General features: G+C 73.7%; 14 protein-coding genes. 8 read left to right on the plus strand and 6 right to left on the minus strand.

The features are described 5' to 3' along the window. Window positions 1-261: 261 nt before the first annotated feature. The 3 genes from ACYP53_RS22745 to ACYP53_RS22755 form a co-directional block, all read right to left on the minus strand. A complete protein-coding gene (locus ACYP53_RS22745; RefSeq protein WP_459648751.1) occupies window positions 262-1,887 on the minus strand; it encodes an FAD-binding oxidoreductase in 1,626 nt (541 codons plus the stop codon). A 344-nt stretch (window positions 1,888-2,231) separates the two neighbouring features. After that, window positions 2,232-3,851, minus strand: coding sequence for an alpha/beta hydrolase (locus tag ACYP53_RS22750; protein WP_229928767.1), 1,620 nt, complete (start codon window positions 3,849-3,851; stop codon window positions 2,232-2,234). 259 nt (window positions 3,852-4,110) lie between these two features. Continuing rightward, window positions 4,111-4,443 carry a hypothetical protein gene (locus ACYP53_RS22755; RefSeq protein WP_189918706.1) on the minus strand — a complete coding sequence of 111 codons (333 nt, stop codon included), beginning with the start codon at window positions 4,441-4,443 and terminating at the stop codon, window positions 4,111-4,113. Window positions 4,444-4,571: 128 nt separating this feature from the next. On the opposite strand from ACYP53_RS22755, the gene ACYP53_RS22760 reads away from it, so the two are divergent. Next, window positions 4,572-5,261: a TetR/AcrR family transcriptional regulator C-terminal domain-containing protein gene (locus ACYP53_RS22760; protein WP_189918708.1), complete on the plus strand. Its 690-nt coding sequence runs from the start codon at window positions 4,572-4,574 to the stop codon at window positions 5,259-5,261. 169 nt (window positions 5,262-5,430) lie between these two features. Next, window positions 5,431-5,571 (plus strand): hypothetical protein, encoded by a 141-nt coding sequence (locus ACYP53_RS22765; protein WP_189918710.1) that lies wholly within the window; start codon window positions 5,431-5,433, stop codon window positions 5,569-5,571. A 15-nt stretch (window positions 5,572-5,586) separates the two neighbouring features. Here the strand turns inward: ACYP53_RS22765 and ACYP53_RS22770 are convergent, their stop codons facing one another. Further along, entirely contained in the window at window positions 5,587-6,204 is a 618-nt protein-coding gene (locus ACYP53_RS22770) for a TetR/AcrR family transcriptional regulator (RefSeq protein WP_459648752.1), read from the minus strand. Window positions 6,205-6,325: 121 nt separating this feature from the next. On the opposite strand from ACYP53_RS22770, the gene ACYP53_RS22775 reads away from it, so the two are divergent. Both ACYP53_RS22775 and ACYP53_RS22780 read left to right on the plus strand, forming a co-directional pair. Continuing rightward, window positions 6,326-7,600 (plus strand): FAD-dependent monooxygenase, encoded by a 1,275-nt coding sequence (locus ACYP53_RS22775; RefSeq protein ID WP_459648753.1) that lies wholly within the window; start codon window positions 6,326-6,328, stop codon window positions 7,598-7,600. Window positions 7,601-7,773: 173 nt separating this feature from the next. Further along, the gene (locus ACYP53_RS22780; RefSeq protein ID WP_459648754.1) at window positions 7,774-8,334 is read left to right on the plus strand and encodes an NUDIX domain-containing protein; all 561 of its coding nucleotides are present in this window, start codon (window positions 7,774-7,776) and stop codon (window positions 8,332-8,334) included. Between the two features lie 73 nt (window positions 8,335-8,407). Here the strand turns inward: ACYP53_RS22780 and ACYP53_RS22785 are convergent, their stop codons facing one another. Both ACYP53_RS22785 and ACYP53_RS22790 read right to left on the minus strand, forming a co-directional pair. Continuing rightward, window positions 8,408-9,163 carry a hypothetical protein gene (locus ACYP53_RS22785; RefSeq protein ID WP_459648755.1) on the minus strand — a complete coding sequence of 252 codons (756 nt, stop codon included), beginning with the start codon at window positions 9,161-9,163 and terminating at the stop codon, window positions 8,408-8,410. Between the two features lie 158 nt (window positions 9,164-9,321). Beyond that, window positions 9,322-10,119: a class I SAM-dependent methyltransferase gene (locus ACYP53_RS22790; RefSeq protein ID WP_459648756.1), complete on the minus strand. Its 798-nt coding sequence runs from the start codon at window positions 10,117-10,119 to the stop codon at window positions 9,322-9,324. A 248-nt stretch (window positions 10,120-10,367) separates the two neighbouring features. Here ACYP53_RS22790 and ACYP53_RS22795 point away from each other — a divergent pair, with 248 nt between their 5' ends. The 4 genes from ACYP53_RS22795 (at window position 10,368) to ACYP53_RS22810 (ending at window position 16,885) form a co-directional block, all read left to right on the plus strand. Then, window positions 10,368-10,889 (plus strand): MarR family winged helix-turn-helix transcriptional regulator, encoded by a 522-nt coding sequence (locus ACYP53_RS22795; protein ID WP_189918723.1) that lies wholly within the window; start codon window positions 10,368-10,370, stop codon window positions 10,887-10,889. 190 nt (window positions 10,890-11,079) lie between these two features. Then, the gene (locus ACYP53_RS22800; RefSeq protein ID WP_459648757.1) at window positions 11,080-11,640 is read left to right on the plus strand and encodes a hypothetical protein; all 561 of its coding nucleotides are present in this window, start codon (window positions 11,080-11,082) and stop codon (window positions 11,638-11,640) included. Continuing rightward, entirely contained in the window at window positions 11,637-12,503 is an 867-nt protein-coding gene (locus ACYP53_RS22805; protein WP_459648758.1) for an NmrA family NAD(P)-binding protein, read from the plus strand. Before ACYP53_RS22800 ends, ACYP53_RS22805 begins: the two co-directional genes overlap by 4 nt. 437 nt (window positions 12,504-12,940) lie before the next feature. Further along, window positions 12,941-16,885 carry a Pls/PosA family non-ribosomal peptide synthetase gene (locus tag ACYP53_RS22810; RefSeq protein WP_459648759.1) on the plus strand — a complete coding sequence of 1,315 codons (3,945 nt, stop codon included), beginning with the start codon at window positions 12,941-12,943 and terminating at the stop codon, window positions 16,883-16,885. Window positions 16,886-16,896: the final 11 nt, after the last annotated feature.

Genomic DNA, 16,896 nt, shown 5'->3' on the forward strand with positions numbered 1-16,896 from the left:
CGACGCGACCGGGCGGACCGGACCCGGTGACCGGACCTGGCGACCGGACCGCGGACCGGGCCGGGCTGCCCGGACCGCGTGAACCGGACCGCGGCCCGCGCTGGGCGGACCGAGCCGCGCGGCGGGTAGGGATGCGGGGTGCGTCCCCACCTGCCGCCATCAACCTGCCACCACCCGCATCCCGCCGCTCGGCCGGCCATCACGCACCCGGGTGGTCGGCCGAGGTGGGAGTGGCTGCCGCGGGGTCAGGTGCGACGACGCTCAGGCCTTGGCGGGGCGGACGGACTGTGCGTGGTGGAACACCTCCTCCCCGTCCCAGTACGCCTTGGTCCGCTGGAGCCGTGCGTAGTTGTCCTTGTAGTAGAGCCGCGGGTAGGCCGGGTCGCGCTGGTTGGCCGTCCCCAGGTCGACGTCGGGGTAGTTGACGTAGGCGCCGTCCGTCGCGGTGTCGATCTCCGGCACGCCTCCGGTCTCCCGGTAGACGTCCCGGTAGAAGTCACGCAGGTAGGTCAGGTGGTCGCTGTCCTCCGCCGGATCCGTCCAGTAGGTCTGGTACTGGAGCTTCATGATCGAGTCGCGCTGCGGGACGGCCGTCTCCTCCGGCCGGCGGGTGTTGATCCGGCAGCCGTAGGAGTCGATCTGGACCAGCGTCTTCGAGAGGTCCGCCCCCTCCACGTCCCGTGTCAGCCAGTCCCGGAAGGTGGCGATCTGGGCCGGGCTGAACGGCTCCCGGTGGTACGCCGACTTGTACTTGCCGCGCCGGTTGTCGCCCGAGGGGTTGAGCGTCATGGTGGCCTGGAACCACGGCAGTTGCCGCCGTTTCTCCGGGTACGGCAGGAACAGCCCGCCGGCCGCGCGGGTCTGCACCACCGAGCGCGTGGCCATCCCCTGCTCGACGGCCGCCACGAAGGAGTCGAGCGGCGCCGGGTCGTCGCCGTCCCACTGGCTGACCAGGACGACGTTCCCGTTGGAGTGGTGGGTGAGCTTCAGGATCGCGAACAGCCCCTGGTACAGCGACTCCTGCGGGCCGCTGTGCTCCGCCATGAAGGTGCCGAAGTTGCGGACCAGGGTCTCGAAGTCGGCCGGCCGTTCCAGCAGTTCCTCCCAGGGCCAGGCCACGCTGCTGAGCCAGACCCGGGGCGGCGGCTGTGGCGCGTCCGGCGCGAAGTGGTAGCGCAGCACCACTCCGAAGTTCCCGCCACCGCCGCCGGTGTGGGCCCAGAAGAGGTCCTGCTCGGGTGAGCCCTTCGCGTCCTCGCGGTGCGCCGCCGTCACCACCGCGGTGCCGCCCCGGACGGTGACCACGTCGACCTGGACGAGGTGGTCGACCGTCAGCCCGTGCCGCCGGGAGAGCAGCCCGAACCCGCCGCCGCAGATGTGCCCGCCCGCGCCGACCGAGTAGCAGGACCCGGCGGGAAGGGTGACGGCGTGCTCGCGGAACAGCGTCGTGTAGACGTCCCAGTTGGTCGCGCCGCCCTCCACGCAGTAGGTGGGCCGGCCGAACTTGTCCGTCGAGGCGGCGACGCCGCGCATCGTGCTGAGGTCGAGGATCACGCCGCGGTCGTTGTCGACGAAGCCCTCGTAGCAGTGCCCGCCGCCGCGGACCGTGGGCCGCAGTCCGCGGTCCAGCGCCCGGTTCAGCTCGGCGACGGCGTCGGCCTCGTTGCCCACCAGGCGGATGTAGGAGGGGCTGCTGCTCCACCGCTGGTTGAAGCCCTGACCGAGCGTCTGGTAGCGGGGGTCGCCCGGCAGGATCGACCGCCCCTTAGGCAGCTCGCGCGGCGCGCCGCCCGCCGCCGACGCCGCGCTCATGGAACCGGCGGTGATCCCGGCGGCCGCCGCGCCGGCACCGCCCAGGAATCCCCGTCGGGAGAATTCGCTCCGCATGGCCCGTCCCCACTTTCTCGATTCGAGAGAAGCTGGCGGGCCGCACGCTAACACGGGTATTCGACCGATGGGAAACTGTTTATAAAAAATGTGACAGTACGTCATTTCTGGCGATCCGTACCGGAACTTGCGGCCGCCGCTCCGCCGGACCCCATTGTCAGTGGCGTCGGCTATGGTCACCGACGACTGGACGGAAGCCACCCCGAGGAGGTTCGATGACGATCTTCCACCGCATTTCCCGAGCGTTCCGCGGAACCGGCCGGAAAACGCGGCTGTGGTGGCCGGCAGCACCGCCGACCACCACAACCGTCGTCCCGTCCGTCAGGCGTACGGGGATCGATCCGTCAGACCGCCGGGAAGATCTCCGCGTCCGGCTTCAGCAGCTGGCCCGGCTGCGGCGCGGTGCCGTCCACCAGGTAGCGGGTGACCAGCGCGTTCAGCGCCTTGCTGCGGCCGACGGCGCAGTGCTCGATCGAGTCGACGCTGACCAGCACGGCGTTGCTCAGCTCCTGCTGCATCCGCTGGGCGAACTTGTACTGGGTCGCCGGGTCGTAGAGATTGCCGATGACCATCACGGTGTTGGAGGTCTTCTTGTTCCACGGGCCGGTGAAGCGTTCGGCGTCCCGGGCCGGAGCCGGCCAGCTCGCGCACGCCGGCGCGTCGAAGGCCTGGTAGCGGCCGAAGGTCGGCGACTCCTGCTCCCAGGTCTTGGCCAGGTTCGCGAACACCCGGTCGTTCGACGGGTACGGCTTGTCCTGGCAGTTGACGCCCATGTAGGAGTCGTCGGCGGTGTACTCGGAGTCCGCCGGGGCCTCCCGCAGCGCCCGCGGGACGTCCACGGTGAGGAGGTTGGCGTCCTCCTCCGCGACGGCGTTCGCCTTCGGGGCGAGCAGGTTGGCGGCGGCCGGCTTCTGCAGCACCTGGTACGTGGCCTGCAGCGACTTCGCCAGCGGGGCCAGCTTGGCCTGCGAGTACAGGGCGCTGGCGACCTCGCTGGTGAAGCTGCTCAGCGTCACCTTGGAGCCGTTCGGCAGCGTGATCGGGCTGGTCCGCAGGTGGTCGCGGAGCGAGTCGAACTTGGCCCGGGTGTCGCCCTCGCCGAAGGCGCAGCGCGGGGCGCCGGCGGCCTGGCAGCGCTTGAGGAACTCGTCCAGGGCCAGCTCGAAGCCGCCCGCGCGCTGGCGGTCGTACTCCAGACCGTTGTGCAGGCGCAGGTTCGGGTCGACGTTGCCGTCGATGATGATCGCCCGCACCTTGTTCGGGTACATGTTGGCGTACGTCGAACCGATCAGGGTGCCGTAGGAGAAGCCGGCGAAGGAGAGCTGGGAGTCACCGACGGCGCGGCGCATCCGGTCGAGGTCGCGCACCACGTTGATGGTCGACATGTGCTCGATCAGCGGGCCCGCGTTCTTGCTGCAGGCGTCGGTGTAGTCCTGGTCCGCGTCCAGCGTCTCGTTGACCTCGGTCTTGGTGACCGGCACGCCGACCATGCGGTTGTTGACCGCGTCGGCGTCCTCCTGGGTCTTGAAGCACTTGAGCGGGTTGCTCCGGGCCACCCCGCGGGGGTCGAAGCCGACCAGGTCGAACTTGGACTGCACCTCGGCACCGAAGCGGGCGGTCGTCGCCCACAGGTAGCCGCTGCCGCCCGGACCGCCCGGGTTGAGGAACAGGGAGCCGATCCGCTTCGACGGGTCGCTCGCCCGCCGCCGCATCATGGCGATGCCGATCTTCTCGCCCGACGGGTTGTCGTAGTCCAGCGGCACGGGGTAGACGGCGCAGTCGTAGATACCCGGGTCCGGCTTGCTCGGGTCGGGGTTGCACGGGGTCCAGGCGACGGGGTCGACCTTCGCCTCGAGCAGGCTGGGGGCCTGGTCGATCGGCGCCGCCGACGCGGCGACAGCACTACCGGTGACAAGGGCAAGGGCACAGGTGACCGCTCCGGCCAACGTGGATATGCGGGACAAGGAACCTCCTCCGTACTGAAATGGGCTGCCCCAGACTGTCAGCCGGAGATCTCCCTGTGAAGACCTCGGAGCTGCGGAAATCATCCGCGCACCACATCGCACTCGCCGGAATATTCTGTGAATGAACCAACTTGACGGTTATTTGACCCGACGGTCGGTCATCCGGGCCCGGCATTTCGCACCGGTCTTCCCCGCGCCGGAACCGGCCCCGCACTGGCCACGCACTGCCCCCACACCGGCCCGGCGCCGGCCCAGGCCGCTACTCCGCGATCGGCCGCGACAGGTTGTCCTCGGCGACCACCTGGTAGACGGCGTTCATGGTCGGCGGGCCGACCATGTCCTTGATCCGCTCGAAGCGGCGCTCCTCGACCGGGGTGAGCCGCTCCATCCAGGCCTGCATGGACTCCGGCCCGTGGTCGCCCTCGATCAGCGCGATGGTGATGATCTCCCGTGAGTCCTCCAGCGCGGTGGCGCTGATCACCCGGGTGCGCGGGTCGTCCGGGAACACCTCGTCCGGGATCCACGCCTTGCGGAACTCCCCGTACTCCACACCCTCGTTGAGCTTGCGCACCATGACCGCGACGAGCTGCACGACGTCCTCCCCAAAGCTTTTTCTTGCAGTGCAAGAAGTTGACGTCGAGTATTATTTTCTTGCACTGCAAGAGTTGTCAAGGCCCCAGCGCAACCGGCCCGGTGAGGCCCGAACCCCAGGAGGAGCAGATGCCCGGCCGACGCAGCCGCCCGAGGACGGGGCTGACCCGCGAGAAGATCATCGACGCCGCCCTCGCCTACGTCGACGAGCACGGCCTCGCCGCGCTCTCCAACCGCAAACTCGGCGCGGCGCTCGGCGTCGAGGGCATGACGCTCTACTACTACGTCCCCAGCAAAGCCGCCCTGCTCGACGGCATGGTCGAACGCCTCCTGGAACTCTCCGCCGGGGACCTGTTCGCCGAGCCCAGCGGCCCCTGGACCGAGGTCGTCCGGGAGTTCGCCGTCGAGCTGCGCCGACTCCTGCTCGCCCACCCCGCCATGCTCACCGTGCTGGCCACCCGCCCCGCCGCCACCCCGGCCGCCCTCACCCTGCTCGAACGCGGCATCACCGTGCTCCACCAGGACGGCGTCCCGCTCGGCGACGCGCTCGACGTGCTCAACTCCGTCGTCCGCTGGACCATCGGACACACCCTCGGCGAGGTCGGCGAAACCCCCCACCACGAGGGCACCGAGCCCCAGCCCGAGCAGTTCACCGCCCTGGACGCCGACACCTACCCCCACCTCGCGCGGGCCTTCGCCACCGGCGAGGGCCTCGACTCCGAGCAGTGCTTCCGGCGCACGCTCCGCATCCTGCTCGCCGGCTACGCCGCAGAGCTGGGCCGGACGGGATCGGACCCGGAGGAGCCGGAACGGCCGTGACCGGCCAGGAACGCTCGACACAACGCCCCTGCGACGGCTTCGGCAACGGCCACCAGCACTGGCACCAGCACCAGCGACGGCACCAGCACCAGCGGCCCCCTGCCCGGGGGCCTTCTCGCCCGGGGCCTCCGGTGCTCCTCCCGGTGACGGGTGACGCTACGGTACCCGCATGCACGTCATCGTCACGGGACTCCGCACCCTCGTCACCGCGTTCCTCGAAGGCGATCCGCTGTGGCCCGCCGTGACGGTCTTCCTGGTGTTCGGCCTGATCGCGTTCTTCGTCGCTGCGGCTCGCGCCTCCCGCAGGTAGTACGGCGGGCGGTGCTCACACCGACCCGAGCTCCCCGCTCCCGCCCTCCCCGCCCGCCCCGCGCAGGGCGGCCGCCACCAGACCGTGGATCTCGTCCGCCCCGGGCTCTCCCCCGCCCACCAGACGGTCGAAGACCAGGCCGTCGACGCAGGCGAGCAGCGTGCCGGTCCGCCCGTCCGGGTCCGGCACGCCCCGCTCGACGAGGAAGGCGCGGACGGCGGCGCGCCCGGCGTTCTCGCGCGGGACGAGGATCTCCCGCAGCTCGGGGTCGCGCACGCTCTCCACCGCGCAGGCGTAGCGGGCGAGCGAACGCCGCCGCCCCTCGCCGGTCAACCGGTACCGCATCAACACCAGGATTCCGTCGACCAGTTCCTCCACCGAACGGACGGGCAGCCGCTCGCCCATCGCCTGCAGCTCCCCCTGGTCCAGTTCCACGAGCCGCCGCACCAGCGCGGTGAGCAGCGCCTGCCGGGTCCGCAGGTAGGCCGAGGTGGTCCCGGTCGGCAGGCCCGCCGCCGCGTCCACCGCCCGGTGGGTCAGGCCGCGCACCCCCAGGTCCGCGAGCACCCCGATCGCCGCGTCCGCCAGCACCGTCCGCCGGTCCGGCCGCCCCTGCTCCTCATCCCGCTGCATGCCCCCTTTCTACCGGCACCGGCCCGAGGGCCGCCCACCGGCCGTCGGTCGCGCCGTGAGGCCGTAGTACGCTCCTTCTACAGATGTAGAAAGCAGCGCGGGGACACGGGGAGGACCGGGCATGGGCAGCGGCAGCGGCATGGGTAGTGGCAGCGCGGTGGTGGTCGGAGGCGGGATCGGCGGGCTGGCGGCCGGGATCGGCCTCCGGCTGGCGGGGTGGGACGTGACCGTGCTCGAGCGGGCGGCGGTGCCGGCCGACGCGGGGGCCGGCATCTCGCTGGCCGCCAACGGGATGCGCGCACTCGCCGCGCTGGGGGTCGGCGAGGCGGTCGAGGCGGCCTCGCGCCGTCAGTACACGGGCGGCACCCGCACCCCGGACGGTCGTCGGCTCGCGGTGATGGACGGACAGGCACTGGAACGGGAACTGGGCGCACCCATCGTCGGCATCCCGCGCGCGGCGCTGCACCGGATCCTGCGCGAGGCGCTCCCGCCCGGCTCCCTGGTGATCGGCGCCGAGGTGACCGACGTGACCGAGACGACCGACGTGATCGAGACGGCTGGCGTGACCGAGGCGGTTGGCACGGCCGAGGCGGCTGGCAGGAGCGACGTGGACGCCTCCCGCCCCGCCCGGGTCCGGGTCACCCATGGGGACACCGTCCTGGACGCCGACCTCGTCGTGGCAGCCGACGGGATCAACAGCCGCGTCCGGCGTCGCCTCTTCCCCGCCCACCCCGGGCCCGCCTACAGCGGTTCGACGGTGCTGCGGGCGATCACCGAGCGCCCGGTCGACGGGCTGACGGCAGACTTCGAGCTCACCTGGGGCCACGGCGCCGAGTTCGGCCACATCGCCTTCCCGGACGGAACCGCCGAGTGGCACGCCGTCCTGAACGCCCCGGCCGGGGTCCGGTACCGCGACCCGCTCACGGAGGTCCGCCGCCGCTTCGCGCGCTGGCACGAGCCGATCCCGGCGCTCCTCGCCGCGACCCGACCGGAGGCGGTGCTGCACCACGACGTGAACGAGCTGGTCACCCCGCTGCCCTCCTACGTCGCGGGCCGGGTCGCCCTGCTCGGCGACGCCGCGCACGCCATGACGCCCCATCTGGGCCAGGGCGCCTGCCAGGCCCTGGAGGACGCGGTGACCCTGGCGGCGGCGCTCGCCGAGGGCCGGACGGTCGAGGACGCGCTCGCCCGCTACGACGCGGTCCGCCGTCCCCGCAGCCAGACCGTCGCCCGCGACGCCCGCCGGGCCGGCCGGATGGGCCAGCAGCTCGCGAACCCGCTGGCGGTCGGCCTGCGCAACGCCGCGATCCGGCTGACCCCGCCCGGCGTGATGGTCCGTACCGTCCTGAAGCACGCCGACTGGACCGCACCCCGGATCACGCCCCGCGCCGCCTAGCCTCGATCCGCACCGCCGTCACCCCGAAGCGCCGAGCTCATGAGACGGTGGGCCACCCCTCCGTGAGCCCAGCGACACCCAGTCGGGCAGCAGGCGAACCGGCTGCGCCTCTCGCGGCGTCTTCGGAATCTCCAGACGTACACGAGCAACGCACCATGCGAGGAGTCCTGACGGTGTCACACCCTGGATCCGCCGAGGTCCCCGCCTACCTCTCCGGCATCGCCCGCGCCTTCCCGGCAGTCTCCTGCCTCGTCACCGACCCGGACGGCCGAGTTCTGCTCGTCCGCAGCTTCAACCGGGAGCCGTGGGGCTGTCCCGGCGGTGTGATCGACCCCGGCGAGACCCCGGAGCAGGCCGCGGAGCGGGAGCTCGAGGAAGAGACGGGGCTGCGCCTGGCGGTCGGGCGACTGCTCCACATCGCCTGGGCCAAGGGCGACGGCAGCGACCTGCCGAACATGCCGGGCGTCCAGTTCTACTTCGATCTGGGCACGGTCCCGCTCCCCCACCCGCCGCTGCGCCTCCAGCCGGACGAGATCCGCGAGGCCGCCTGGGTCGCCCCGGCCGACCTTCCCGCCTACATGGGCGCCCTCCGCATCTCCCGTCTCCACGCCGCCCTGGCCGCCCGCGCCGGCGGCGAGGTCCGCGTCCTCTCGGCCACCCGCCCCGAGCTGGACGCGGACGCGGCGGCCTACGCCGCGACGCTGTGCGCCGAGCGCGGCAGCCGGCTGCCCTGACCGGTACGGTTCGCCGGCCTGGAGCGGACACGCCCCGAAGCAAGGCCTCGACGGCGGCGCAGGGTCGCTCGGATCAGTCGTGGAAGCGGATGCGGACCATGAGGGCGTCCTCGGCGAGGTCGTCGAGGTAGCGGTCGGCGAAGTCGCGGTACCGGTGGCCGACGAGGGCGTCGGGGTCGTGGGACAACCAGTTTCCGTCGATCCACTCGCCGTCGAGGGTGAGCAGCACGTTGGTCGGCACGACGCGGGAGGCCATTCGGCGCACGTACTGCTCGCGGCCTCCGGCGTAGCAGGCGACCGGGTCGTGCGCTCTGGCCCAGCGGGGGGCCTCCTCCCAGGTCGGCCGCAGGGCGGCCACGGCCCGGATGACCGGCTGTGCGAAGAACGCCTCCCGCCACTGCGGACTGCCGGAGGTCTGCGCGAACATCTCGGATTCCGACAGTGCCGGTTCGTAGTCGGCGCTGAAGGCGGTCCACGCATCCCAGTCCGCGCCCGCCTCCTCGGCCACCGGCGCGCGGTCGCGGTCCAGATCGAGCAGGCCGCGCGGGCCGCCGTCGCAGCGGACGACCGGCTGCGCGGGTCGGGGGCTGCCGTCGCTCCAGAGCGGGTTGCGCACCAGCCGCGGGTCGGCCTCGTATCCGGCACGGACCGGCAGACCGTGGTCGCCGTCGCCGCCGAAGACGTGCCACCACTGCCATTCCCCCTGCCATTCGCCGCCCGGCGGGACCTCGGCGTCGTTCCAGTAGGGGGCCATCGCGGCAGCCAGCGCCTCCGCCACGTCGGCGGGGTCGGTGGGCGGCAGACAGACGGTGAGCATGTCCCGGGTCATGGGCCCGCTTTCGCTGGTGGATGGCATCGGTCGTCGGAGCGGGCCGTAGCGTAGCGGGCCTGTCGGAGCGGCCTCATCGCATTTTCCGCCGCCCCCGGCCCCGGTCACCGCCGCCGCGCGTTGCCGGGCTGCGAGGGGCGGGAACGTGCCGGTGGCCGTCAGCGGGTGACCGTCACCACCAGGGCGCTGAGCGCCGCCTCGACCGGGCCGGTGCCCAGGCGGTCGGTGACCGCCGCCGTGACCGCCCGGGTCACCTCGTCGAGGGTGTGCCCGTTCCGGGCCTCGATCTCGTTGCGCAGCGGGGTGCCCTGGCACAGGGCCGTGGCCACGTCCCGCGCCGACTCGGCGCGCCCCCGTTCGACGACGGTCTCGATCAGCGGGCTGCTCGTGAAGCCGCCGTCCGCGAGGTCCCGCGCGATCGCGGCGGGGTCGTGGTATCCGTACGGGACGCGGCTCAGGAAGTCCGGCGGGTCGGTGGGGAAGAGCCCGGCGGCCGTCAACTCGGTCACCGCGCTGAACTCGTTCGCCGTGATGGCGTCCCAGACGTTGAACAGCAGGACACCGCCGGGGCGCAGCACGCGGCGGGCCTCGCCGAAGGCGCGTGGGCGGTCGGGGAAGAACATGGCGCCGAACTGGCAGACCACGGCGTCGCAGGAGCCGTCCGGGAACGGCAGTGCCATGGCGTCCGCCTCGGCCCAGCGCACCGGGCGGGCGAGCGGCAGGGTCCGGGCGCGGTCGAGCATCGGCCGGCTGAGGTCGGTCGCGGTGATCGAGGTGTCCGGTGCCAGGACGGCGGCCAGCTCGCGGGTGCACGCGCCGGTGCCGGCGGCCGTCTCGATCACGTCCCGGGGGTGCCGCTCGGCCAGGCGCCGCGCCAGGTCCCGGGCGTAGGGGCGGAAGAGCAGCGGGACGAGGTACCGCTCGTAGATGTCGGGGATCGCGCCTTCGAAGGGCATGCCGTCGTGCCTCCCGTCGCAGGTGGCGGGGCTTGTGGCCCGCCGCCGGGCCCGTCCGCGGCGCCCGGTGGTGCGAGTGTGGCACGGGCGCGCGCCCCCGTCCTGGCCACGGCGCGGCGACGGCCGGACCCCCACCCGCCCCACCCGTCCCCCGACCGGTCCCGGGACGCCCGCGAGCAGGGCCGCCCCGGGCAGCGGCCGTCAGCCTCGCTTGACGGAGCATCTGATTAGGCGCCATAGTACTTCTCGTGACGCAGCACCCCGCACCCGACTCCGGCGCCCCCAGCCTCGATCAGGCCCGCCGTCAGATCGCCCGCTACGGCCTCCCGGCCGATCCGCAGGCGGTACTGGTGGCGGCCCGGCTGATGGCGGCGGGGGCCAGGCTCGGACAGGCCGGCGAGGTGCACTTCGGCCGCTTCGGACTCTCCACCGGCCGCTACCGCCTGCTGGCGGACCTGGAGGACCACGGCGGCGAGAAGTCGCCGTCCCAGCTCGCGGCGAGCCTCGGCGTCTCGCGGGCGACCGTGACCGGCCTGGTCGACGGCCTGGAGCGGGAGGGCCTGGTAGCCCGCCGTCCGTCCACCGAGGACGGGCGCGGCAACGTGGTGATCCTCACCGCGCGCGGCGCCGACAAGCTGCGCGACCTGGCACCCGAGCACTTCGCCCGGATGCAGGCGCTGGTCGGCGGACTGTCCGTCGAGGAGCGCGCCACCTTCCTCGACCTGCTGGCCCGGGTGGTCGCGGGCATCGACGCGCTGACCGCGGACTGAAAACGGCGGGGACGACCCCGCACCCCGGGCGGGCCGCCGGTCGGCCCGCCTTTTCCCAGCCCCAATAGTTAGGCACCTAAGCACAAATACTTAGGTACCTAATCAGAAGCACCGGTGCCGCCGGAAGCGCCGGCACCACCGACAGCACCCGCAGCACCGGAACCACGACACCCGACTGTGAGGACAACCCATGAGCAAGAAGGCCCGCGGCGCTCCCCCGCCGTTCGTCCTGTGGCGCGAGGTCCTGGTCGCCTACCTGATGCCCGCCGTGATGGCCGGGCTCGGCGGAGTCGCCAGCCGGCAGCAGGAACTGGTGGTCGCCGCGCTCACCACCATCGGCGGCACCTCCGCCCTGGTGGCGGCCGCGCTCGGCGCCCTCCTGCGCCGCCGACCGGTCCGCCCCCGGCCCGCCCGGACGCCGCGCGCGCTCGCGGCCGCCGTCCTCGGCGTGCTCGCCGCCGGGCTCGCGCTCGGCATCGGCCTCGCCGCCGCGCACTGGCTCCCACACGTCCCGGCGCTCAGCGACAGCCCGTGGCCGAAGCGGCTGCCGATCGACCTGCCGGTCTCGTCCGCGATCGCCGCCACCATCACCACCTGGCGCTGGCGCGGCAGCCGGCGCACCCGCGAACCGCAGCCCCCGGCCCAGGCCGCCCGCGCGGCCACACCCACGCCCGCACCCGCTCCCAGCGCCACTCCCACCGCACCATCCGCACCCGCCCCCACCCCCGTACCCGAAAGGCAGACGTCATGATCGTCATCATGGGCGCCGCCGGCGCCACCGGCGGCGCCACCCTGCGCAGCCTCTCCGCCCTCGGAGTCGCGAGCCGCGCACTCAGCCGGGACCCCGGCCGCCTGGCCGCCGGCCTGGACGAGCGGACCCTGGCCCGTACCGAGCCGTTCGCGGCCGATGCCGCCGACCCGGACTCGCTCCGCGAGGCCTTCCGCGGCGCGCACCAGCTCTTCCTCACCATGGCCAACAGCCCGGACCAGGTCCGGTACGAGCTGAACGCGATCGACGCGGCGCTGGACTGCGGGGTGGGGCACATCGTGAAGGTGTCCGCCCCCGCCGCCGAGCCGGACTCCCCCGTGGTGATCTCCCGCGGCCACCACCTGATCGAGGAGCGCCTGCGGACCTCCGGCGTCGCGACCACCGTCCTGCGCCCGTACGCGTTCATGCAGAAGCTGCTGCTCCTGGCCCCCGGCATCGCCGCCGCCGGGGTGGTGCACGGCGCGATGGGGCAGGCGCGGTGCAACTACGTGGACGTCCGGGACATCGGCGACCTCGCCGCCGACGTACTCACCCGCCCGGAGCTGGTGGGCGGCACCTATCCGCTGACCGGCGGGCGGGCCTACAGCCACGCGGAGGTCACCGCGCTGCTGGGCGAGCTGCTCGGCCGGCCGGTGCGCTACGTCGACCTCTCGCCGGCCGAGCTGCACGCCCACCTGGTCGAGCGGGCCGGGATGCCCGGCTGGCTCGCCGCCCATGTGGTGGAGATCCAGCAGCTCGCGGTGGTCCGCCGGGAGACGCCCGACGGCGCCTTCACCCGTCTCACCGGGCGCAGTCCGCGCACCCTGGAGGCCTTCCTCCAGGAGCATCTGCACCACTTCCACTGACGCCCCACCCCTCCCTCCGGAACCCGTGGCGGGCCCGGAACCGGGGCGGATTCAGCCCCGGCCCGGACCCGAAGCAGCCTGGAAAAGGCCTGGACACGGCCGAAACGCCGGGCCCGCCACCCGAAGGGAGCAGTATTCGCTGTGGCGTGGATCACGATCCGAAATCCGACCTGACTGTCCGTCAATTCGACTGACATCCCGTCACATCCTTGCCACAGGGCATCAGTTATTGACTGACGATGCGTCAGATTCGGCCACCGTCGGCCGAGTTGGGCCCGAACCTGCCCAGGCGCCGCCGGAGATCCGGAGCTACCATCGGTCAGGTTGTCCGCTCCGGCCCCGGAGTGGGGTCACCCGGTTACGGCGAGTGCTCCCACCGCCCCCAAGGGCCGGGCATCGATCGGAACGGGGCGAGGACGAGGAGCGCACGGGCTGCCATGACAGCTGAACCGAGCCAGCCGAACGAACCGATCCGGCCGCAGCAGGTCACCGCGGCGCCGCGCGCCCAGTTCCCGGGCCGCCCGGCGGCCGCGCCCCGCACCCTGGTGGACGTCCTGGACGCCACCGTGCGCGCCCACCCCGACGAGCCCGCCCTCGACGACGGCCGCGCCGTGCTCAGCTACCGCGCGCTGGCCGCCGAGGTCGACCAGCTGCGCCGCCGGCTGGCCGCCGCCGGGATCGGCCCGGGCGACCGGGTGGGCGTCCGGGTCCCCTCCGGTACCAACGACCTGTACGTCTCGATCCTCGCCGTGCTCGCCGCCGGGGCCGCCTACGTCCCGGTGGACGCGGAGGACCCGGACGAGCGCGCCGACCTGGTCTTCGGCGAGGCCGGGGTCGCCGCCGTGCTCGGCGCCGAGCGGGCCCTCACCCCGACGGCCGGGGGCACCCCGACGGCCGGGGCCACCTCCGCCCCCGCCACCGCACCCACCGCCGAGCGCCCGCCCGCCCCGGAGCGCCGCCCCACCCCCGCCGACGACGCCTGGATCATCTTCACCTCCGGCTCCACCGGAAAGCCCAAGGGCGTCGCCGTCACCCACCGCAACGCCGCCGCCTTCGTGGACGCCGAGGCCGCGCTCTTCCTCCAGGACGAGCCGATCGGCCCGGGCGACCGGGTGATGGCCGGCCTGTCGGTGGCCTTCGACGCCTCCTGCGAGGAGATGTGGCTGGCCTGGCGGTACGGCGCCTGCCTGGTGCCGGTCCCCCGCTCCCAGGTGCGCAGCGGCGCCGACCTCGGCCCCTGGCTGGCCGAGCAGGAGATCACCGTGGTCTCCACCGTGCCGACGCTGGCCGCGCTGTGGCCGGCCGAGGCGCTCAACGAGGTCCGGCTGCTGATCTTCGGCGGCGAGGCCTGCCCGCCCGAGCTGGTGCAGCGGCTGGTCACCGAGGGCCGCGAGGTGTGGAACACCTACGGCCCCACCGAGGCCACCGTGGTCGCCTGCGCCGCCCTGCTGACCGGCGACGGTCCGGTGCGGATCGGTCTGCCGCTGGACGGCTGGGACCTCGCCGTGGTGGACGACGCCGGCGAGCCGGTCGCCCCCGGCGGCACCGGTCAGCTGGTGATCGGCGGGGTCGGCCTGGCCCGTTACCTCGACCCGGAGAAGGACGCCGAGAAGTACGCGCCGCTGTCCTCGCTGGGCTGGGAGCGCGCCTACCGCAGCGGTGACCTGGTCCAGGCCGACCCGGCCGGCCTGCTGTTCCTCGGCCGCACCGACGAGCAGATCAAGCTGGGCGGCCGCCGGATCGAGCTCGGCGAGGTGGACGCGGCGCTGCAGGCCCTGCCCGCCGTGGCGGGCGCGGCCGCGGCCGTCCGCACCGCGCGCGGCGGCAACCAGCTGCTGGTCGGCTACCTGGTGGTCCAGGAGGGCTTCGACCGCGAGCAGGCCGTCGAGCGGCTGCGCGCCGAGCTGCCCGCCGCCCTCGTCCCGCTGCTCACGACCGTCGAGACCCTGCCCACCCGGACCTCCGGCAAGGTGGACCGCAACGCCCTGCCCTGGCCGCTGCCCGAGCTGGAGTCCACCGGCCCGAGCGAGCAGTTGTACGGGACCGAGGCCTGGCTGGCCGAGCAGTGGTCGGAGATCCTCGGCGTCAAGGTCGGCAGCGCGCGCGACGACTTCTTCGCGATCGGCGGCGGCAGCCTGGCCGCCGCCCGGCTGACCACCCTGCTGCGGACCCGCTACCCGAACGCGGCCGTGCTCGACATCTACCAGCACCCGACGCTGCGCAAGCTCGCCCGGCACCTGGAGCGCTCCGGCGCCGACAGTGCCGAGACCCGCACCGTCACCCTGGTGCCGGCCAGGGCCAAGCTGCTGCAGCTGCTCCTGCTGATCCCCCTGTTCACCGTGGTCGGCCTGCGCTGGACGGTCGCCCTGCTGGCCGCCGGCAACCTGCTAGGCCACCTCGGGGACTACCCGTGGGCGCCCACCGCCTCCTGGTGGTGGGTCGGCGCGGGCGCGCTGGCGCTGTACACCCCGGCGGGCCGGCTGGCACTCTCGGCGGGCGGCGCCCGGCTGCTGCTGCGCGGCCTGCGCCCCGGCAGCCACCCGCGCGGCGGCGCCGTCCACCTGCGGCTCTGGACCGCCGAGCGGCTCGCCGAGCTGAGCGGCGCGACCTCGCTGTCCGGCGCCTGGCTGGTGCGCTACGCCCGCGCGCTGGGCTGCAAGATCGCCCCCGACGTGGACCTGCACTCGCTGCCGCCGGTCACCGGGATGCTGAAGCTGGGCCGCGGCTGCGCGGTCGAGGCCGAGGTGGACCTGTGCGGCTACTGGCTGGACGGCGACCGGCTGCTGATCGGCCAGATCAAGGTCGGCTCCGGCGCCGTGGTCGGCACCCGCTCGACGCTGCTGCCCGGCGCCCGGGTCGGCAAGCGCTCCCAGGTGGTGGCCGGCTCCAGCGTCACCGGCCAGGTGCCGACCGGCCAGCGCTGGGGCGGCGCGCCCGCCGTCAAGCTGGGCCGCGCCGAGCGCACCTGGCCCAAGGACCGCCCGGTGCGCCGGGCCCGCTGGGCCTCGCTGTACGGCGCCAGCGGTGCCGTGCTCGGCCTGCTCCCGGCGCTGCCCGCGCTCGCCGCGCTGGCCGTGCTCTCCCGCTTCGTCGACCAGGGCGACGCCCTCGCCCCGGCGCTCGGCGGCGCGCTGCTCGGCCTGGTGCCGGCGACCCTCGCCTACGGCGCGGTGTACGCCGTGCAGCTGCTGGTCCTGGTCCGGGTGCTGAGCGTCGGCCTGGTGCCCGGGGTGCACCCGCTGCACGGCCGGGTCGGCTGGCAGGCGTGGACGGTCACCCAGCTGATGGACCGGGCACGCGAGGTGCTGTTCCCGCTCTACGCCGGACTGGTCACCCCGCTGTGGCTGCGGGCGCTCGGCATGCGGATCGGCCGGCACGTCGAGGCCTCCACGGTGCTGGCGCTGCCCAGCCTGACCACGGTCGGCGACGGCGCGTTCCTGGCCGACGACACCCTGATCGCGCCGTACGAGCTGGGCGGCGGCTGGGTGCGGCTCGGCGAGGCGAAGGTCGGCGAGCGGGCGTTCCTCGGCAACTCGGGGATGACCGCGCCGGGCCGTTCGGTGCCCAAGCGCGGACTGGTGGGCGTGCTGTCGGCGACGCCGGCGAAGGCGAAGAAGGGCGGCTCGTACCTGGGGATGCCGCCGATGCGGCTGCCGCGCTCGGCGGACCAGGCCGATCAGAGCCTGACCTACGAGCCGCCGGCCCGGCTGCTGTGGGCGCGCGGACTGGTCGAGGTGGTCCGGGTGGTTCCGGTGCTGGCCTCGGCGGCCCTGGGCCTGCTGACGGTCGCGGCGCTGTCCTGGCTGGCGGCCGGCTCGCCGCTGACCGCCGCGCTGCTGTCGGGCCTCGTCCTGCTCGGCGCGGGCACGGTGGCCTGCGTGGTCGCGGTGTCGGCGAAGTGGCTGCTGGTCGGACGGTTCCGGGCGGTGGAGCACCCGCTGTGGAGCGGTTTCGTGTGGCGCAACGAGCTGGCGGACACCTTCGTCGAGATGCTCGCGGTGCCGTGGCTGGTCGGCGCGGTGCCGGGCACGCCGGTGCTGAACCTGTGGCTGCGGGCGCTCGGCGCGAACGTCGGGCACGGCGTCTGGTGCGAGAGCTACTGGCTGCCGGAGGCGGACCTGGTCACCCTCGGCGACGGGGTCAGCATCAACCGGGGCTGCGTCGTGCAGACCCACCTCTTCCACGACCGGATCATGCGGATGGATACTGTGGTCCTCCGCGAGGGCGCCACCCTGGGCCCGGGCGGCATCGTGCTGCCCGGCAGCACGGTGGGCGCGCGCAGCACGCTGGGCCCGGCCTCGCTGGTGATGCGCGCCGAGTCCGTCCCCGCCGACACGCGGTGGCTGGGCAACCCCATCGAGGTGTGGCAGACCACGTCATGACCGCCTCGACG

It is taken from the genome of Kitasatospora sp. Ki12 (genome assembly GCF_054601375.1).